This window comes from Scopulibacillus darangshiensis (genome assembly GCF_004341035.1).
Classification (GTDB): domain Bacteria; phylum Bacillota; class Bacilli; order Bacillales; family Sporolactobacillaceae; genus Scopulibacillus; species Scopulibacillus darangshiensis.
Genome location: NZ_SLXK01000003.1, coordinates 80,924 through 100,874, shown reverse-complemented (window position 1 = coordinate 100,874; position 19,951 = coordinate 80,924). Strand labels below are relative to the sequence as shown.

At 39.6% G+C, this 19,951-nt stretch carries 21 protein-coding genes and 1 pseudogene; 3 read left to right on the top strand and 19 right to left on the bottom strand.

Translation table 11 applies throughout. From position 1 onward, the window contains the following. Positions 1-4 precede the first annotated feature (4 nt). The 13 genes and pseudogenes from EV207_RS23850 to EV207_RS03695 form a co-directional block, all read right to left on the bottom strand. Positions 5-1,273, bottom strand: a pseudogene (locus EV207_RS23850) (DNA/RNA non-specific endonuclease); the annotation flags it as partial. 87 nt (positions 1,274-1,360) lie between these two features. Continuing rightward, a complete protein-coding gene (locus tag EV207_RS03750) occupies positions 1,361-1,777 on the bottom strand; it encodes an Imm6 family immunity protein (protein WP_243646931.1) in 417 nt (138 codons plus the stop codon). Positions 1,778-1,816: 39 nt separating this feature from the next. Continuing rightward, positions 1,817-2,302 carry an immunity protein YezG family protein gene (locus tag EV207_RS03745; protein ID WP_243646930.1) on the bottom strand — a complete coding sequence of 162 codons (486 nt, stop codon included), beginning with the start codon at positions 2,300-2,302 and terminating at the stop codon, positions 1,817-1,819. A gap of 171 nt (positions 2,303-2,473) precedes the next feature. Continuing rightward, positions 2,474-2,935 carry an immunity protein YezG family protein gene (locus EV207_RS03740; RefSeq protein WP_132743793.1) on the bottom strand — a complete coding sequence of 154 codons (462 nt, stop codon included), beginning with the start codon at positions 2,933-2,935 and terminating at the stop codon, positions 2,474-2,476. A gap of 6 nt (positions 2,936-2,941) precedes the next feature. Then, the gene (locus EV207_RS03735) at positions 2,942-4,951 is read right to left on the bottom strand and encodes a T7SS effector LXG polymorphic toxin (protein WP_132743791.1); all 2,010 of its coding nucleotides are present in this window, start codon (positions 4,949-4,951) and stop codon (positions 2,942-2,944) included. Continuing rightward, complete coding sequence (locus EV207_RS03730) at positions 4,948-5,208, bottom strand: DUF5344 family protein (RefSeq protein WP_165886824.1); 261 nt, start codon at positions 5,206-5,208, stop codon at positions 4,948-4,950. Before EV207_RS03730 ends, EV207_RS03735 begins: the two co-directional genes overlap by 4 nt. Further along, a complete protein-coding gene (locus EV207_RS03725; protein WP_132743789.1) occupies positions 5,209-5,637 on the bottom strand; it encodes a YwqH-like family protein in 429 nt (142 codons plus the stop codon). A gap of 125 nt (positions 5,638-5,762) precedes the next feature. Continuing rightward, positions 5,763-6,056 carry a WXG100 family type VII secretion target gene (locus tag EV207_RS03720; protein WP_132743787.1) on the bottom strand — a complete coding sequence of 98 codons (294 nt, stop codon included), beginning with the start codon at positions 6,054-6,056 and terminating at the stop codon, positions 5,763-5,765. A 111-nt stretch (positions 6,057-6,167) separates the two neighbouring features. Beyond that, a complete protein-coding gene (gene nadE, locus EV207_RS03715) occupies positions 6,168-6,986 on the bottom strand; it encodes an ammonia-dependent NAD(+) synthetase (RefSeq protein ID WP_132743785.1) in 819 nt (272 codons plus the stop codon). A gap of 13 nt (positions 6,987-6,999) precedes the next feature. Beyond that, a complete protein-coding gene (gene nadD, locus EV207_RS03710) occupies positions 7,000-7,614 on the bottom strand; it encodes a nicotinate-nucleotide adenylyltransferase (RefSeq protein WP_132743783.1) in 615 nt (204 codons plus the stop codon). A gap of 15 nt (positions 7,615-7,629) precedes the next feature. Beyond that, positions 7,630-9,099 (bottom strand): nicotinate phosphoribosyltransferase, encoded by a 1,470-nt coding sequence (locus EV207_RS03705; RefSeq protein ID WP_132743781.1) that lies wholly within the window; start codon positions 9,097-9,099, stop codon positions 7,630-7,632. A 15-nt stretch (positions 9,100-9,114) separates the two neighbouring features. Further along, positions 9,115-9,663, bottom strand: coding sequence for a cysteine hydrolase family protein (locus EV207_RS03700; RefSeq protein WP_132743780.1), 549 nt, complete (start codon positions 9,661-9,663; stop codon positions 9,115-9,117). Positions 9,664-9,725: 62 nt separating this feature from the next. Continuing rightward, complete coding sequence (locus tag EV207_RS03695; RefSeq protein WP_132743778.1) at positions 9,726-10,502, bottom strand: NUDIX hydrolase; 777 nt, start codon at positions 10,500-10,502, stop codon at positions 9,726-9,728. A gap of 153 nt (positions 10,503-10,655) precedes the next feature. Between EV207_RS03695 and EV207_RS03690 the strand changes: the two genes are divergently transcribed. Continuing rightward, positions 10,656-11,237, top strand: a complete 582-nt coding sequence (locus tag EV207_RS03690) for a TetR/AcrR family transcriptional regulator (protein ID WP_132743776.1) — start codon at positions 10,656-10,658, stop codon at positions 11,235-11,237. Between the two features lie 24 nt (positions 11,238-11,261). Next, positions 11,262-12,455, top strand: a complete 1,194-nt coding sequence (locus EV207_RS03685) for an MFS transporter (RefSeq protein ID WP_132743774.1) — start codon at positions 11,262-11,264, stop codon at positions 12,453-12,455. Between the two features lie 73 nt (positions 12,456-12,528). Here the strand turns inward: EV207_RS03685 and EV207_RS03680 are convergent, their stop codons facing one another. Genes EV207_RS03680 through EV207_RS03665 form a run of 4 tightly spaced genes read right to left on the bottom strand, consistent with a single transcriptional unit; the run spans position 12,529 to position 15,942 of the window. Then, positions 12,529-13,959 (bottom strand): glycoside hydrolase family 1 protein, encoded by a 1,431-nt coding sequence (locus EV207_RS03680; protein WP_132743772.1) that lies wholly within the window; start codon positions 13,957-13,959, stop codon positions 12,529-12,531. A gap of 31 nt (positions 13,960-13,990) precedes the next feature. Further along, positions 13,991-14,347 carry a PTS sugar transporter subunit IIA gene (locus EV207_RS03675; RefSeq protein WP_243646929.1) on the bottom strand — a complete coding sequence of 119 codons (357 nt, stop codon included), beginning with the start codon at positions 14,345-14,347 and terminating at the stop codon, positions 13,991-13,993. Between the two features lie 24 nt (positions 14,348-14,371). Beyond that, complete coding sequence (locus EV207_RS03670; RefSeq protein ID WP_132743768.1) at positions 14,372-15,604, bottom strand: PTS sugar transporter subunit IIC; 1,233 nt, start codon at positions 15,602-15,604, stop codon at positions 14,372-14,374. Positions 15,605-15,624: 20 nt separating this feature from the next. Then, positions 15,625-15,942 (bottom strand): PTS sugar transporter subunit IIB, encoded by a 318-nt coding sequence (locus tag EV207_RS03665; RefSeq protein ID WP_132743766.1) that lies wholly within the window; start codon positions 15,940-15,942, stop codon positions 15,625-15,627. A gap of 190 nt (positions 15,943-16,132) precedes the next feature. Here EV207_RS03665 and EV207_RS03660 point away from each other — a divergent pair, with 190 nt between their 5' ends. Beyond that, entirely contained in the window at positions 16,133-18,055 is a 1,923-nt protein-coding gene (locus EV207_RS03660; protein ID WP_132743764.1) for a BglG family transcription antiterminator, read from the top strand. Positions 18,056-18,970: 915 nt separating this feature from the next. Here EV207_RS03660 and EV207_RS03655 read toward each other — a convergent pair. Together EV207_RS03655 and essA are read right to left on the bottom strand one after the other, a co-directional pair. Continuing rightward, on the bottom strand, positions 18,971-19,453 hold the full coding sequence (locus tag EV207_RS03655) for a T7SS effector LXG polymorphic toxin (RefSeq protein WP_132743762.1): 483 nt from the start codon (positions 19,451-19,453) through the stop codon (positions 18,971-18,973). A gap of 4 nt (positions 19,454-19,457) precedes the next feature. Beyond that, complete coding sequence (gene essA, locus EV207_RS03650) at positions 19,458-19,949, bottom strand: type VII secretion protein EssA (RefSeq protein ID WP_165886823.1); 492 nt, start codon at positions 19,947-19,949, stop codon at positions 19,458-19,460. Positions 19,950-19,951: the final 2 nt, after the last annotated feature.

The following is a 19,951-nucleotide window of genomic DNA, read 5'->3' as shown; positions in this document are numbered from 1 at the left end:
CCTCTTAATTCTTAATTGTAATTGCATCAAAGGCACCGTCGATCGTATATTCTATATCGAAACTGGATGGCCTTAATCCATTTCCATCATAATTTATTTTAACATTAACGGTAACCTTTTTCCCCTTATCTAGAGCTTTTGCCCATAAATTTTCTAACTTTTTATATTTGCTTAAATTAACGGTACTCGATTGCGAAACTAGATTGTCTAATTCAGGCGAACCACCGAATCTATCGCCGGCCATATGACCTGCATGGTCACCTGAAACTTTACCAGGAGTATTTCCCTTATGAGGAAGCCTTTCCTTTCTTGTCGTTAATTTTAAATCATCTGCATTAAACTCTTTTAGCCTTCCTAATTCATCCGTTTTGTACAGATAATCATATTCCCCGGTTTGGTACTTAACATTGGGTTTTAATTTTGCTTTATTTCCATCAAGGAAATGATCTCCATTTCGTAAAATGGGTTCTCCATCCCCACTACCTGCTCTAGGTCCGTTTTCCGTCCCACCAAGTCTCCGACTCCCACCACCGCTCACATCATCAGCTCTTCTAGCAGCTAGGTTATTCTTAACCTTGCTTAGTGTCTGCTTTTCGACATGATACATTTTGAAGGTGTGGCCAGTTGGCGTCGCCATTGCTTCGGAGCGAATGCGGGTCGGCACTTCAAACCGCCCAACCTTATGCTTCAGCGCTTGCATGGATTTCTTGGCTTCGGCGACTTTGGTTGCGGCGTAGTGCTTGCTGTAAGGGAGTTTGGCGCCATATTTATCGACTGCACGTGCTGCGCCGCCTATGCCGAGCATGGTAAAGGCACTGATCGCGCTGTTCTTCCGCTGCTCATCGGTCAGCTTGTTGCCGAACATGTCCTTGCCAGTCATGGCCTCGCCAAAACCATTTGCAGTAACAAGGCCGTAAATGCCCATTTCCGATTTCCGCAAAATATCTAACGATTTGGACGTTTTATAGGCATCAAGCATATGGTCCGCAGCTCTCAAACCTTTAGCCGTCTTGTAGATGGCCCTGCCGCCTTTCAGCGCTCTGCCAGCCCAGCCAATGATAGGGATGAAGCCGGCTGCTGCCATGGCTCCAGCGGTGATGCGTTCTGCGTTGGACAGTTTCCTGCCAGTCACCGGGTCGATGCCCTCGGATGCCCGCTTATAATCATAATAGCCTGAGACTTCACCTGTAAAGTTACACACCGTATCCCAGGTCTTTTCATACCACGGTCGGTTTTCCATTTCTTCTTGCTTTTTCTTAAGCCGTATCGCCTCTTCTTACCTTTTTTAAAATTGGTGCCATTCGATTTGTTAAGAAGAAAAACCTTCTCCCTTTATTAGGGAGAAGGTCTATTTTATGTTTTAGGCAAGTGGTAACCTATCCCTTTTTATATATTTATCGGTTTTCCAACTTTCGTTTAATGAGTAGTTTTCCAATAGGTAACTTTTTATATTATTTAGACTTTCAATCTTAAAATAACCAGATTCAATCGCATTTTCTCCTAGTATTCTTAACGTTTCGTCATCAATCAATTCAACCACTTGAGGAACGAATTTTCTTTTTTCCTTTTTATATGCTTGATAAGTTGTATAAGAAAAAGCATCTAAAACCGAATACCACGCATATTGTTTTTGTGCATCCTTTTCTTTGTTTGCAAACTCAGCTACATCTACATAATCTTCGCTATCTATATAGTTACACAAAACATCCGCATCAATTATTTCACCTTCAAGCCATTTTTTAGTATAAAAAAATCCTGAATGGTTATCACCACACAAGATTTTTTTAAAATAAAATTAAACATGCCTTCTTATTTGCTATTCTTCGGATTCTAACTTCTCCAAATATTTTTCAAACAAAGATCTTTTATAACTTCCTTCTTCAGGTATTATACCAAGATTTTTGTATTCCCATATGGTTTGGATTTGAATAGAATCCTGCCCGGTTAAATCTTCATACCCATAATCAATATTAAAATCACCAGTATTATCCAAAGTATAGGTAAGATTTATCCAGCATTCTTGGCCATTTTTCTGGAATTCTTCCCACAGATCAAAAAAGCAATCATCCAACTCAGTTCTTAAGTTAAAGAATTCATCTTCATCTACTTTAAAATTCTTTGGGATGTCTAAGTTTTTAACAGGTTGAGGTTTTTCTCCCAAGGAAAGATAATAAAAGAATACTGTGCCACTATCTTCATCCATTTGGGCATATAAATAAATCTTTTCCCAATCTTCAGGTATCATTTCAATAATAATTTGCGCAGCATTTTGATAGATTAGTTTCATTGCTTTAGTATTCAACGTGTAAACCTCGTTCTCTCAATTAACACTTAACCAAAAATACATTCAAAAGTTAATTATTTGCCGATTTTCTCATTTTCATTGCTAAAGACGTTTTAGTATAAAACAAAAACCCGAACAAAGATATTATAGTACGTGTCCGTTACTCGGGTTTTTTAAAGGTTTGAAAGATTATGTTCCAAGATGAATGTTCAAAATCTCCTGAGCCCTTTTACTGTCTCCTTTAATTCCCAAATTATCATATTTCCAAATAACAGCGTTCTCATATGGCTCGGACTTTTTTGGATCTAAATATTCGAATTTCGTTTCGAACTCCCCATTATTATCCATGATAAAGGTCAATAGTGTCCATTTATCCAGATTTTTTGACCTAAATTCCTCCCAAAGTTCATTTATACAATCATCTAATTCGTTATCCAAGTGATCGAATTCAACCTCATTAAAATCAAAAACCTCGGGGATGTTTACACTATATATTGGCTCATTGTTATTCCTTTTATTGTAATAATAGAAAAATACTTGACTATAGCCTTCATTTATCTCTGCATATAAGTAAATTTTTTCCCATTCTTCAGGTATCATTTCAACAAGAATATTGGCAATCTCTTGATACTTTTGATCAATTTCCTTCATCTAAACTTAACCTCCTGGCTGATTTCTTAACTTTACTTTGATGGGGTCATCGTTTCCTATTTTATATTTTATCTCAAATTTAACTGGCCTTAAAGAATCTCCTTTATAAATAGGTTTAACGCTTATGTCAACATTATCTCCAGCAGACAATGCTTTACCCCAAGTATTTTCTAGGCTTTTGTAAGCCCCTCTATTAAGATTTGCATCCATTGGTACAAGATTATCAAGACCGCCTGATCCCTTGAAAATAGTTGCTATTAAATGTCCTCCATCATCCCCAGACTTCCTAAAAACCCCACCTACTTTTTTCTGGAAATAACCACTTCTTTTACCGTTCCCCAAAACAAGCTTTCCTTTACAACTTGTTATACGTCCTTCGTCATCTGTTCTATAAGTATACCCTTCTTTACTGGTATACTCCACATTTGGTTTTAATGCTTTTTTACGATTAATCTTCGTAAAATGATCACCATATTTAACCTTCGTAATACCTTCACCGGTTCCCCCAACACTCCGACTCCCACCACCGCTCACATCATCAGCTCTTCTAGCAGCTAGGTTATTCTTAACCTTGCTTAGTGTCTGCTTTTCGACATGATACATTTTGAAGGTGTGGCCAGTTGGCGTCGCCATTGCTTCGGAGCGAATGCGGGTCGGCACTTCAAACCGCCCAACCTTATGCTTCAGCGCTTGCATGGATTTCTTGGCTTCGGCGACTTTGGTTGCGGCGTAGTGCTTGCTGTAAGGGAGTTTGGCGCCATATTTATCGACTGCACGTGCTGCGCCGCCTATGCCGAGCATGGTAAAGGCACTGATCGCGCTGTTCTTCCGCTGCTCATCGGTCAGCTTGTTGCCGAACATGTCCTTGCCAGTCATGGCCTCGCCAAAACCATTTGCAGTAACAAGGCCGTAAATGCCCATTTCCGATTTCCGCAAAATATCTAACGATTTGGACGTTTTATAGGCATCAAGCATATGGTCCGCAGCTCTCAAACCTTTAGCCGTCTTGTAGATGGCCCTGCCGCCTTTCAGCGCTCTGCCAGCCCAGCCAATGATAGGGATGAAGCCGGCTGCTGCCATGGCTCCAGCGGTGATGCGTTCTGCGTTGGACAGTTTCCTGCCAGTAACCGGGTCGATACCCTCGGATGCCCGCTTGTAATCATAATATCCTGAGACTTCACCTGTAAAGTTACACACCGTATCCCATGTCTTTTCATACCACGGGCGGTTCTCCATCTCTTCCTGCTTTTTCTTAAGCCGTCTCGCTTCTTCCTGCTTGTCTTTGAAAGTCAGATAGTCTTTGGTATTCTTTTCAACCTTATCCTTCAATTTATAAATGTCACTCGAATGATAGGCTTTCGCATTAAAATTGAGCGGAGAGATCTTGCCATTTTGGCTTGTGGCATTGATCAAAGCCCCATATAAAGCACCAACATAGTTTTGTTCCGTTTCCGACAGCCCGTATTCGTCAGTTAACTCGCTATCAAGCGTTGTAACCTTTTCGATCGTGTTATGCCGTTCCTTTTCCGCCTCGCCTATCTTGTCTTCAAATTCGCCGCTATCAAAAACCTCTAAGGAAAGGATATCCTGGATACCGTCGAAGATTTTCTGCAAATCCTCTTTCTGGCCTTCGACAATGTCCTTCGCCCGAGTATCGGAACGGTAAAGATCCTCAATCAAAAAATCTAGGTCAACAACGGTGTTGCCGCCGAGATCCTTGTCTTCCGTCGCAGCTGACACACTTTTAAAAAAGGCAAGCTGGACTTTGATAAAGTCAAGCCAAGCGTCAACCACATCGACTTGGGCGTGATAAAAGCCTTTAATCGCGTCAGCGCCTTTGCCCTGAAGCGCATCGTCCAGCTTGGTCATGTCAAGCATGGCATTCCTTAATGACTTAAGCTCACCTTGCAGTGTTTCGTAATGACCATGACGTTCCTTCATCGCCGCAACCAGTGCCTTTGCATCATAAACCTTGTGGGCGGACGTTCCTCCGCCGCCCCCGGTTGCTGCTTTCATTTTCTCACCATCGCTTCATCCTGCCGTTTCAACAAATCGACACTGGCCCGAGTGTCCTCGACATTTTTTTCCACCACTTTCATGTATTCCGACACATTCTTCTTGATCGCCGCCTCGCGTTCAAGCCAGCCCTCTGTGAAATCAAGCTTATTTTGCCCCACCGAGCCGGGTTCTGGCAAAGACAGCTTGCCAAGCGTGGTCTTCACTTTATCCAAATGACTCATGACAACATCATGCTTTAATTTGATTTCCGTCACTTAAAACAACCATCCTTTTAACTCACTGAGCTTATCCCCGGCTGCTTCCATAAAATCCTCGCCTTTTTCCATCAGCTCGCTTGCTTCATGAGCAATCGCGCTTGCCGCGTTTAAAGCGCCCCGTTCGATTTTAAGCCCATTAATTCTTCCATCGATCCGGCTTTTGTACATATCATAATCATACTCATATATATTTGTCATTGCCTGCCGTGCCGCTTCTCGGGCATCATCGAACTTCCCCGCCCGTGTCCCGCTCCAATCTTTTCCTAGGTCAGGTTGTTCTACCTTTTTGATTTCGCCAAGACAAGCATTTTGTTCGCTTTCGATCCTGCTTTTGGCGTGTTCGAGCTTCGTGATTTGCCTGTCAATATCACCCGATTGACTTGCTATCGCACTATGAACACTGCTTAACATACCTGAAAGACTCATAGGATTATCACCTCTGTTCACTCGCACATTCACGTCTTACACCTTGCCAAAAAATGGAACAAGCGCTTTCTTCTCGTAAGAATCAAGCGCCGCCTCGCATGTGTTATGAGATTGATAGACTAAGATTAACCGCGGATTTGGCCTGCGATTTGATTGTCCGTATCTTCAATGATATTCGCTGTATCGCCAAGCTGTTTGGAAATATCAGCTAGAAGATTAGCCATTTTCACAAAAGAAGGCTTAAGTTCTTCATATTGAGCGGCAAACGCATCACTTGAAGCACCTTCCCACATGCCTTGCAGCTGCCCCTTCATTGTGTCAAGACGGCCCACCAAATCTTCCACATTGCCGCTTTCGTTGTTATAGCGGGATGCCATATCACGAAGTTCTTCTGGCGTTACACGGATTTGTCCTGCCAAATTAATCCTCTCCCTTTACAAGAATAATTTTCCTCTTTTTGCATTATAAAATAATTACGTGGGAAAAACAATAATGTTCCAAAGTTTACGGAATTGTCATCTCACCTTAACTTACTCCCACCATTTATCAAACATCGATGCTGGCATTTGCCGTTTGTGCTCTGAAACGATATAGCGCTGTTCAATTTTGTCTGCCGTTTCTTTTGGCACTTCTTTTCCTTCCAAATAATCATCAATATCATCGTATGTGATACCGAGCTCTGTTTCATCGGCCTGCTGTGGATTATCATCCAATAAATCCGCTGTTGGCGTCTTAAGATATAAACGTTCCGATGCACCCAGTTCTTTCAGCAGGCTTTTTCCCTGGCGTTTGGTTAAACCAGTTAAAGGCAAGACGTCAGCACCGCCATCACCATATTTCGTAAAAAAGCCTGTCACTGCCTCAGCAGCATGATCTGTGCCGATCACTAACAGCCCATGTTCCCCGCCAATCGCATATTGTGCAATCATCCTGGCTCTAGCTTTAACATTACCTTTATTAAAATCAGACAGTTCCTGTCCAGACGTCAAATGGTATTGCGCGGTAAACGCACTGACCGTTGATTTTATATCAAAAACGAGAGACTCATCAGGATTGATGAAAGAAAGCGCCATCTGGGCATCTTCTTCGTCTTGTTGTACACCGAATGGCAGACGAACTGCGATAAAAGTTGCCTCAAACCCTTCTTCCCGCAATTCCGTGACGGCCATTTGAGTTAAGCGGCCCGCTAATGTTGAATCCTGACCACCGCTGATGCCAAGCACAAATCCCTTAGCCTTCGCATTTATCATATAACGTTTTAAAAAATCAATTCGTTTTCTTATTTCACTTTTGGGATCAATCTCCGACTGAACATGCAGTGCTGCTCTAATGTCTTCCTGGATTGTCATCTAAGGTCTCCTCCTATCGATATAAACCCTCTTTTTTAATATACTCATAACACGATTCAGGCAATAAATAACGCGGTTCGCCGCCTCTGGAAAATTCCTCGCGGATATATGTTGATGATATTTCCATAGATAGACCTTTATCGACCAAATGAAACCTCGATCCATCGTCATTATTGCGCAAGAGCGGTGAATGGGCGATCGTTTTCATCATATCGATGCCGCCCCTTGCCATAACAATAAATTTATTGCTTTCAATAAGCTGTTCAGAATACTTCCATTCGCCATTTCCGATATCCACCAAAAGATCCGCGCCCATAATGAAATAAAGATCATCGCCAGGAAATTGCTTTTTAAAGTATTCCATTGTTTGATAAGTATACACATTCCAAGCATTTTGATGCATTTCATAATCATCGGCAATAAAGGTGGCATTATCTGCTATAGCAAGCTTCAGCATATGCCAGCGATGTTTGTCTTCCGTCTTCATATCCTTGTCTTTGCGCCTGTTCGAGCAAGGCAAAAAGATCACCTTATCCAATTTGCAGCGATGGGCGATTGTACTTGCTGTCCATAAGTGGACATTCGTTACCGGGTCAAAGCTGCTTCCGTAAATTCCTATTTTAGCCATCTTATCTTCCCCCTATTATCGGGCACTCATCTTTTGAACCTTCTGCTTCACTTCATCAATATTCTTCATTTTATTATCCCAGCAAGCCTGACTGAGATCGACCGGGTATTCTTCCGGATTCAGCACGCGTTGGTATTCAGCCCATAAAAGGTTGAGATTTTCTTTAACATCGTTTTGAATATCCCGAAGCTTCGGCAGCTCATAAACCATTTGTCCGTCTTCAAAAATCGTGTGATGGAGCTCTTTTGCCTCAAAGTTTGTGACAAATTTACTGACAAAGGTGTGGACAGGATGAAACATTTTCAACCGTTCCTCTCCTTCAGGTTCTTCATTTTCCAAGGCGATGTAATCACCTTCTGACTTGTGATTCAATGTATTGATAATCCGATATACTTTCTTAAGGCCAGGGGTCGTAACCTTTTCAGGATTGCCGCTGATTTTAATAGTATCAACCATTTCGCCATAGTCACCTTCAATCGAAACCAATTTATACACTGCTCCGAGTGCCGGCTGATCAAAAGCCGTGATGACTTTGGTTCCAATTCCCCAAGTGTCAATCTCAGCGCCTTGTGATTTTAAGTTCATGATCGTTTGCTCATCAAGGTCGTTTGATGCAACAATTTTTGTATCCTTAAATCCTGCTTCATCCAGCATCTTCCTTGCCTTTTTTGAAAGATAAGCGAGGTCACCGCTATCGAGACGAATCCCGATAAAGTTGATCTTGCTTCCAAGCTCTTTGGCCACTTTAATAGCGTTAGGTACCCCGGATCTTAACGTGTCGTATGTGTCGACAAGGAAAACACAGTCTTTATGACATGTTGCATATTTATGAAATGCGGTGTATTCATCCCGGTAAACCTGAACCATAGAATGGGCGTGTGTACCTGCTACAGGAATACCGAACAGCTTTCCAGCTCTGACATTGGATGTCGCTTCGAATCCGCCGATATAGGCCGCCCGTGTTCCCCAAATAGCAGCATCCATTTCCTGCGCTCTCCGGGTGCCGAACTCCATGGCGGTTTGATCACCAACAACATGTTTGATCCTAGCCGCCTTTGTGGCGATCAACGTATGGTAATTCACGATGTTCAAGAGCGCTGTTTCTAGCAATTGCACTTCAGCAAGCGGTGCTTCGATTCGCAGCATAGGTTCGTTGCCAAAGACCAATTCCCCTTCTTTCATCGCATGAACCGTGCCTGTGAAATGAAGATCCTTAAGATAGCCAAGGAAATCTTCATCATATCCGAGCTCATCCCGCAAATAATCAATATCATCATCAGCAAAGCGGAAGTCTTGTAAAAAATTGATCACTCTTTCTAATCCGGCAAAGATCGCATAGCCGTTATCAAAAGGGACCTTTCGAAAGAAAAGCTCAAAAACTGCCTTTCGATTGTGCACATGATCATTCCAATAGGTTTCTGCCATGTTAATTTGATAAAGATCAGTGTGAAGCGCCAAACCGCAATCTTCATATTGCTTATTCATTGGAATATACCCCCGTTAAATAATAGTTGCATTCAGACAGTTTTTGAAATGCGCCAATGCCCATTCATGTCCAGCTGCATTAAAGCTGGCAGCTGCTCCTTCGTGAACAGTAATCTTAAATCCCTTGTTATAAGCATCAACAGCTGTGTGGAGCAGGCAAATGTCAGTGCAGACGCCGACAAGATGGACCTCAGTGATGCCTCTTTCCCTCAGCCTTAATTCAAGATCTGTTCCCGCAAAGGCACTATAGCGTGTTTTATCCATCCAATACACATTTTCTTTCTTTTTGTTTTCCTTATAGAGATGATTAAGCTCTCCATATAATTCTCTGCCCTCTGTGCCCGCAATATTGTGGGGAGGAAAAAGAGCATTTTCCGGGTGGTGATGGTCATTTTCTAAGTGGCAATCAACAGCAAAAACAACATAGTCGCCATTTTCAATAAAAGAACGCGTGATGACCGTCATCTTCTTCTCTATATTTTGCCCTGGTTCGCCGCAAGTTAACGCACCATTTTCACCGATAAAATCCATGGTATAATCAATTACGATCAATGCTTTGGACATTTGAATTTCCCCCTTTGGATTTACTATTAACAATCACATATTGTTAATTATCCAAACAATAATTAATAACGAGCAGTATAGATCGGTTTAACCACTTCCATATCATTGAATTGATATAATTGTGTCGGCTTCTTGGATGTCCTGGATGTCGTTTGACCTTTGACTTCCTGAATAAAAGGTAACGTTTTGATTTTGCGTGCAAAAGATTGATGGCTTGCGATAGCTGGATCATTCGTCACCGTTAACAACACCGCTTGTAATTCCGAATAGGTGAATGCCTTGGGTAGAAAGGCTTTGGCGACTGTTGTTTGCAATAAATCACTTGTGATCATCTTAATGGCATCTATGATAATTGTGTCATGGTCGAAAGCAAGGGCAATCGTCTTCAGCTCGTCTAAGGAAAACAATTTGACTTCAGCAGCATCATCGTTTGCCTTTCTTGCTGTTAAATCATGTTCGGGAACAATCGCATAGTGGGCGTTAGAGATAATCCATCCCCTCGGGTCCCGCCCCGGCCGGTCATACACTCCGAAATGCTTTAAATGAACATCCTTTACACTAGTTTCTTCTTCAAGCTCTCGCCTCGCCGCTTCAAAGGCTGTTTCGCTTGTTTCTACAAACCCGCCCGGCAGCGCCCATTTTTCCGCTTCAATATTTGGGTTGTCTTCAGCATCTTTCACGGAACGTTTGATCAGCATTAATTTCAAAGTCATTTCCGGTGGTTTGTATACGCCGGTTTTCTCGGAGGTAATCGTGAAAACCGCGATGTCCGATGTGTACCCATCCGGTGTTCTATATTGGTTAACATCATAATGCTTGAGTGCATCCTTGTTCGTCAAATCGCCTTCCCTCCTTACGCTTTCAATTAACAAATTGTTGTTTGTTAATTACATTATACAGTTTGCCATTTTTTATGCAAGTGTTAATTTGCCATTATTTATTTATTTTGATATCATAACTTACGAACGTTCGTAAAGTGAGAGGTGTTTTTTTTGAAAAGCAACGAAATTAAAGATGCGGCTTTAAAATATTTCACAATGCATGGGTATGAAGGAGCAACCCTTTCTCAAATAGCTGAAGAAGTTGGCATGAAAAAGCAATCCATTTATGCCCATTTTAAAGGGAAAGATGATCTTTTTCTGCATGTTTTACGTGATGCTAAAGAGACAGAGCTATCTTCAAAACTTCAATATTTCAGTGAAATAGATTCACAAAATCCCGAAAAAGATTTATACGGATTTCTGCAATTGGTCATCGATCTTTTCCAAAAAAATGAGCAGATAAAGTTTTGGCTGCGCATGTCTTTCTTTCCGCCAGCACACCTTGCAAAGGCAATCGACAAGGAAGTCATCGATATCGAGGAAAAGGTGCAGGCGATACTAGAAAGTAAATTTCAAGATTGGATCGATGCTAAATTAATAGTCGGTGATACAGCAAAAATGCCAACCCTCGCCTTCTTAGGAGTCGTCGATTCCATTCTGCTCGAGCTTGTATATGGCAATGATGAAGAGCGGCAGAAGTACAAATTAGAAGCCTCTTGGTCAGTATTTTGGAGAGGTATTGCACGTCACTGATTCTTACAAAAAGAGGTTTGATCGATGAACAAAACAATAAAAGAACAAAAGGCGGTATTAATCATTCTACTCAGCAATATTTTCATTGCATTCCTGGGAATTGGCCTCATCATCCCCGTCATGCCGTCTTTTATGAAAATCATGCATTTATCAGGAAAGACGATGGGCTATCTTGTCGCCGTATTTGCGGTGTCACAACTGCTTACGTCACCATTAGCAGGACGCTTAGTTGACCGTTATGGCAGAAAGCCAATCATCATCATCGGTTTATTCCTTTTTGGTGTAGCAGAACTAATCTTTGGTTTAGGTAAGATTATACCAGCGCTTTATCTATCAAGGGTTCTAGGCGGAATTAGTGCCGCCTTTATTATGCCCGGTGTTACTGCATATCTTGCGGATATTACAACAACTCAGGAACGGGCTAATGCGATGGGCTATCTTTCTGCAGCTATTAGCACCGGCTTTATTATAGGACCTGGCATCGGTGGTTTTATTGCAGCATACGGTGTGCGGATGCCTTTCTTCTTTGCGGCTGCCATTGCCTTTTTAGCATGCATGTCTTCACTATTCATTTTAAAAGAACCATTAACAAAGGAACAGCTTGCAGAAATTTCTGCTAAGACCGCGCAAACAAGCTTTATTAGCGATTTAAAAAGGTCACTTAACCCGCTTTACTTTATTGCATTTATCATTGTATTTGTACTTTCTTTCGGTTTATCCGCATATGAAACTATTTTCAGTCTATTTTCTAATCAAAAATTCGGCTACGCGGCGAAGGATATTGCTGCCATAATTACAATAAGTTCCATTTTTGGTGTTGTTGTGCAAGTGTTTTTATTTGGAAAAATGGTGGAGATGCTTGGTGAAAAGAAACTGATCCAATTATGTTTAATAATAGGCGCGATATTAGCGGTTGCATCCACCGTGATAGCCAACTTTTTGATAGTGCTGACAGTAACCAGCTTCATCTTCCTGGCATTTGACTTGCTTCGTCCCGCATTGACGACATTATTATCAAGAGCTGCCAAGAAAGAGCAAGGATTTGTTGCCGGAATGAACTCAACCTATACGAGCCTAGGCAATATCGCCGGTCCAGCGATGGGTGGCATTCTATTTGACGTAAACATCAACTATCCTTATCTTTTCTCTGCTGTCATCCTTGCCATAGGTTTCGGCATTACAGTCATGTGGAAGATAAATAATTGGAAGAAAGCTTAGGGGAATAATTAGATAAAATACTATAAGTTCAAGTACAACAGCGGATTCCATAATTGTGGAATCCGCTGCCATCCTATGTTACTTTTTGATCACAGATTTCGGACCGAATAACCTCTTGGTACCAGTAATAACTATCCTTTTTGATTCTTCGTAATTCTTTTAGATCGTTGTCAGTTCTGTTAACATATACAAATCCATACCTTTTGCGAAATCCGCTTGTTGTACTTAATAAATCCATGAAGGACCATGGGCAATAACCAATTAATTGGATACCATCCCCAATTGCTAATCGACACTGTTCAAGATGCATTTTCAAATAATCAATCCGATACTGGTCATGTACTTTTTCGTCATCAGTTAATTTATCTACTCCTCCTATCCCATTCTCTGTTATGATAATTGGTATTTGATAACGGTCATTTAAATCATTCAACAAAGTACGAAGTCCGATTGAATCAATTTCCCAATCCCAATCTGTTTTTTCTAAATATGGATTAGAACTTCCCTGGTAAATACCTGGAACAACTTCAAACTCGGTTTCTCCTTTTTTACCGTGCACATTGATCGTCATATCCTTATTCCCCATCGTTTCCGAAGCATATTTTACTACCCGGCTTTGGTAATAATTTATTCCTAAAAGGTCAGGCTTTGCAGATTGAAGCAGTTCCATATCTCCTTCTTGAATAGTTGGTGTTATGCCGTTTTCTTCCATGTATCGCCAAACATTATCACGATATCTTCCGTACATATATAAATCGGTAAATAAATAGGTTCGGAAATCATCCGCTTCACGAGCAGCCTGGATGTCTTCAGGACGGCATGTTTCCGGATAGTTTGGCGAAAGCCCGATAGCTGGACCAATTTGGGCATCGGGAACCATTTCCCGACATAACTGAATAGCTTTCGCATGTGCGAGTGTCATAATATGATTCATTTCATATTTTTGTTTTTCCAAAGGTAATTCTTTATTAAATTCCATCAAATAGGGCAATAGAAACATATTACTTTGTTCGTTAATTGTAAACCAGTACTTGACCTGTCCGCCTAAATACTTAAACAATACCTTACAAAAATAAGCAAAATCGTCAATAATCTTTCGGGAAGACCAGCCACCATATTCTTCTTGAAGACAGGCCGGTAAATCAAAATGATAAATGGTGGCCAATGGTTCAATGTCATTAGCTCGTAATTCATTGATTAGCTTTTTATAAAAATCAATCCCCTTTTGGTTCACTTCACCACGACCATTTGGCAGAACACGAGGCCAAGAAATTGAAAAACGATAGGCTTTTATTCCCAGTTCTTTCATGAGCGCAACATCCTCTTCGAATCGATGGTAGTGATCTGATGTCACACTTGTATTCGCATAGTTGGGATTGATATTTTTATCTACAATTGATAAGGTTTTGCCATCTTCCAAATGGGCACCTTCAAACTGATAGGCAGCAGTTGAAGCAGCCCAGAAAAAGTTTTTTGGAAATGCTATCGAACTTTGATAATTCACGGATAACACCCTCCTTTAAAAGGCAAATGATTTATTTTTCTTCAAGCTTTCTTAAACGGCCATCGAATGTTTCAAATAAACGAACAAGATGATTTGCTGTATTCCACTCACTCATGATTGTCATTAATGTATCTTGAGCATGAGCAAACAAGAGCGAGAAATCTATTTTTTCACCACGCGCTTCACCTTGAATGGTTTCCGTCTGAGCAGCATGGGCAGCTGTGATTTTCTTTTTCGCTTCCGTGAGTTTTTCCTTGGCCGCTTCAAATTCACAGGCAGCTACACAATCCAATCCTTCTTTAATAATTAATCTTGCATCTCCGGCATTTAGGATGATTTTCATCGATATTTCATTAAAGTCGTTTTTTCTTAAGCTATTATCATTCAATGTCATAACCCCCACACTTCTTTTCTACTGTTCTTGTTCCGTTTTAAGCTGCTGTAAATCATATACTTTAAAGAACGGGAACCAAATTAACCATGAAACAACCATTACTATAACTAAAAGAATCATTCCTCTTACATCAGAGTTAACGAGGAACGTTGAAATTCCCACCGGCATATACCATAGCTGAAAGAGCTTCGCTGGGATTGTAACCCACCCTAGATTTAAAACAATGTAAGTGATGGCTGGTATAATCAGTCCATTCAACCACATTGGAACCATTAAAATTGGATTAAATGCCACTGGTGCTCCAAAAATGCAAGGTTCGTTAATATTGAATATACCCGGTATAATTGTTACTTTACCAATTGCTTTTAATTGATTGGACTTTGCAAAGAATAGCATCATTAGTACCAATGGTAGTGTGGTTCCCATACCTCCAACCCATACCCAGGCCATAAGGGTTTCAAACGTATGGATATTATGAGGATGTAGGCCATGGGCCAATGCTTTCGCATTAGCCCGAATACCTTCCAGCCAAACTGGATACATAATCGGATACAACACCCAGGCACTGATTCCAAAGGAATAAAGGAAAATGCCAATAAATGTGATTAACACAAATCCAGTAAAACTTTGGGCGATGAATGAAATCGGTTGAAAGACTTTTAAAATTAAATCATACAAATCAAGATGCATTTGGAAAGTAAACAACCAACCGCAAAATAATAAGAGTGTTATTGGGATAATTGTGTCAAACCATACAATAATAAAATCTGGTAAAGAACTTGAGTTTTTAAAAAATGAGAACTTTGAAAAAAGGTACATTACCAAACCTACAATAAGACCAACGAACAGAGCAACAAACATACCATTACCGCCAAACCGCTCCAATTTGAAGGTAATACCACCATCGCTTGTGAGCTTTGGCATAAGTAACATTAAAAACAGGGAAACACCGGTTAATCCCGAGATTATTTTTCGATCGTTCTTTTTCTTTTTTTCCATAATGAAATAAGGAGTTAATAACGCAATAAATATACTGATAAGTCCAAATGAAAAAGTACTGATTGGTGAAAAATCAGGCATTCTTGAAAAATAGTTATTCAAGATTGAAATCAATGTAATCAGGGATCCAACAAGAATCAAAGGCAAAATCGCCATGATGGCATCTTGGATCGATGAAACCCATACATTTCTCGTGATTTTGTTCATTTTAGGCGTAAAGTTTTGGTTCATCCAATTAATGAACGTGTTCATGAACAACCCCCCGTTCTATTTTATTTTTCTCCAAGAAGTTCCAAAATAAGATCCAGACCTTTGTTTCCATCCATAAGACCGTATATGTTTTGTGGAATCACCGCGACTGGAATATTATAAGGTTGTACTTTTGTTTTTAAATCTTCTTCCATATATTTCAGATGCGGACCAATAAGCAGCACATGAATGTCATTTACATATTCATCTACTTCAGATTCACTGCGAGCGATTACATTTAATTCAATATTTCTTTTTTTTGCTGCCTTCCGGATGTTTTGAGCCATAAATCCGCTGGAAGCACCGCCACCGCAAACTAATAAGATATTTTTTTCTGTCATATTACATTCCTCCTAAGATGTAAATTTGAATTAAACTATTTGAGGCCATTGTCCTACTTTTTTATGATTCCGCTCAAGTAGAAAAAATTCCGGGGGTTAGGAACTTTTTCTACTTTTAATTTATAATGTGTTTTTTTAAACTATATAAGTGGGTAACTAACGATAAATATTCCTTTGGGGGTTTTATGGCATGAAAAAGGAAAGAGAAAAAGCGATTATTCAATTCTTGTTAAGCAGAAATGATTGGGTAAAAGCAGATATTTTGGCTAAACAATTTTCTGTGTCCAGCCGAAGCATCCGGAAATACGTAAATGAAATAAATGAAACGTCTCCATCCGTTTTGATCATGTCCTCTAACCTTGGTTATAAACTTAGTGAAAATGATTACTATGAAATGCAACGGAAGAAACAGAAAGAAACACCCGAAGGACAGACCCCTCTTGAGCGTCTTTATTACCTATTAAAGCAATCTATTACCCACTCTGAAGGTATGGATATATTTGACCTAAGTGAAAAAATTTATGTAAGTACCTCCACAATCGAAGGTGATTTAAAAAAGGCAAAAAGCCTTTTGGAAAAATTCAATTTATCTTTTAAACGGGATGGAGATTTAATAATTTTAAACGGACTGGAACAAGATAAGCGAAAATTGATGAGTCATATTTTCTATGAAGAAACAAAAGACCAATTTTTGCATTTGGATAGCATTCAGGAAGCTTTTGGTTATGATTTAAAAAATTTTAAAGAAGAGCTCGTCAAAGTGTTCGCATCCTATAATCTATACGTAAATGAATACACTATTGGAAACATCCTGCTTCACATCGTAATTGCAACCGAACGGATAAGCCAACATCGAACCATTTCGGAAGAAAACATAAAGACATTGACGAAAACGAAGGAATATAAAGCAGCATCAGATATAGCAAAGTTAATAAAAACTAAATTCGGGGTAACGTTTGAAGGGGCAGAGCTTTATTACTTATCGGTTCTTTTAATTAGTAAAACAACGATTTTGAGTTATGACAGCCTTAACAAAGAAAATCTCTGTGAATATATTGAAAAACAATATATTCGATTAGTAAACGAAATCATTCAAAAAGTTAAAGATTATTATCTTGTGGATATTTACGATGAGGAATTTCTGATAAAATTCACCTTGCACATTCGGAATTTAATTAACCGGGCAAGGCATAATTATCTATCAAAAAATCCTTTAACCAAGCAGATTAAATCTTCTTATCCACTAATTTATGATCTGGCTGTTTTTATTTCGAATGAGATACAAAAAAAAGAACATATCCAAATCAATGAAGATGAGATCGCCTATATAGCTTTTCACATCGGCGCCTTTCTCGAACGTCAAAAAGTGCTTGAACATAAAATTACATGCACTGTGGTCTGTCCTGAATATTATAATATGCATATTTCCTTGATAAAAAGATTGGAAAAATCTTTTGGACTCCAAATGGAAATCAGCCGAGTGATTACAACTGCTGATTTTGATTTGGGTCATATAGACTCCGACATTATTATCACAACAATCCAGATTCCCTATTTGATTGGTTTTGAGGTTATTTATTTAAATCCATTTATTTTGGAAGAGGACATTCTAAAAATCCAAAATAGTATCAACCAAATTAAAAAAGAGCGAAGTCATATTAAGCTAAAAAATCATTTAGCCAGTCTATTTGATCCCCACCTGTTTCAACAAAATATTTACCTACAGGATGAATTTGAAATGATAAGATTCATTGGTGAGAAAATGGTACAGCTGGGATTTATCGAACCGGGAGGTATTTACGATATAATTGAAAGGGAGAAAATGTCTTCCACTTCATTTAATAATAATGTTGCCGTGCCACATTCGATGCATATGGATGCATTAAAGTCTTCTATTTCGATTGTATTAAACGATAAACCTGTTAATTGGGGAAATAATTCTGTACAAATCATAGCCTTAATCGCCCTTAACAAGGACGAACGGAGCATTTTTCGGGATATTTATGATAGTTTTATTAAAATATTATCAGAACCAGAAAATGTTTATTTGTTATTAAAGTCTAAAAATTATGATGGGTTTATAAATAACCTTATATCGTTAATGGAAGACTGAGTGAACCCCCTAGTCTTAAGGATGACCATACCCTATAATTTTTTCTTTACAGGAACATGGATGAAATTAAATCAAGAGTTTATAAAGAGCAACGAACATAAAAAGGCGGGGCAGGGTAAACTCTGTCTTTTTTAATTCAATTTTTTTAGGGGTACGGAGGTTTTATTTCTAGGTTTAATAGTTTTACTTGCCTTATTGAAATTGTTCAGATGTTTATCGGACGTAAGTTGTACATTTGGTTGCCAAGTGTGTTTTCCCCTTATGGAAAGCTTTCCATAAGGGAGAGACCCATCTGCCGCGGCATTGGCATTAGATTTCGGGAGTCGTTTTTACCACAGTATTGTTCCTCAATTCAATCACTGCATTCGGTGCTACTGCCCGCCGCACACAACAGCGGATTCCATAATTGTGGAAGCCGCTGCCATCCTATGTTACCTTTTGCTTACAGAATGTGTATAGGCGGACTTTATCCGCCGAGGAAGGTAAAGATATGACTATTAAAATCGAAAGTCTTCCATAAAAAATAGAGTTGATAAATCGATGACTTTGTTCATTTACGAATACCTTATACTTTTCACCATAATGTTTATAAATTTATACCCTAAGGTAGATCGCTATTATCCAGTCCATTTTTGATGGGCACTTAAAAAGAAGAGGACATCTCCTCTTCTTTTATTATTTTCCAAATCCAAGAATTGGTCTTCTTTCTTCCATAATATCCAATTTTTTTGAAGAGACATCTATATTATATTCATACTTTGCATGAGATACTAAGTTGAGATCCTTGGAGGCGTCTGATGATTTTAAGCGGATCCTACCGTCCATTTTCCTGAGCGAAAATTCTTTTTATATTTGCCATAAACCCCTTTTCTAATCATTCTAATCACCTTCCCTAATCCTAATAAATCTTTCTAATTATGTATCATAAACACCTACAAGTTCCTCGATATCCTCTTTAATGCTATATATTTCACCGGTAGTTGGAACAGCACCATCCATATATTTCGTTTCAAATTCAGGAACAATGCGTCCATTTTCCGCAGCAGTGAATCCATGTCCCGTCTGAGGATATTGAATAAAATTATTGTCACCATCCAAATCCTTGTCTTCCGTCGCGGCAGCCACACCTTTACAAAAGGCGAGCTGGATTTTAATTAAGTCAAGCCAGGCGTCGACAACATCGACTTGGGCTTCGTAAAAACCTTTGATCGCATCTGCGCCTTTGCCTTGAAAGGCATCGTCCAGCTTGGTCATGTCAAGCATGACATTCCTTAATGAGGTCATCTGATCTTCCAGGCCTTGATAATGGCCGTGGCGTTCCTTCATCGCTGCGACCAGTGACTTTGCATCATAAACCTTATGGGACGATCCTCCTCCTTGTGAAGATACTTGTATCATTTTCTCACCATCGCTTCATTGTTGGCTGTCCTTTACCTTGCTTCTTCATCATCCATGGAATTAAGAGGAGAAATAACAACAAAATCCCCCCAGCTATGATTGTCAGGTACAATATCATCAAGGTGGATGACCCGGTGCTTCCTTTATCATCATTCATTTCACGAAGGGTTGATTCGGGTTTGCCCGAAAACAAGTGTAATTGTGCAGACTTTGCTGTAATTGAGTTGTTCTCTTTTTTGCTTCCATTGAATAAAACCTCTTTAACCTTTTTTAAAGGATCCTTATCGTCCTTTTTAAAAGTAAGCTGTTTCTGTTCTTCCGGAATAGCATACTTTTGTTTGTATCTTGAATTGTCATGAAGATAATCTGTGTTTAAATCAACGTGTTTGTCTTTAAAAACATTTGGCTTTAATTTCTCTATATCCGTTTCGGCTGAGGCAACAGCTGCGGGAATAAGGATGAGGAGAGCCATCAATAAGATGGCTCTCTTTATCACTT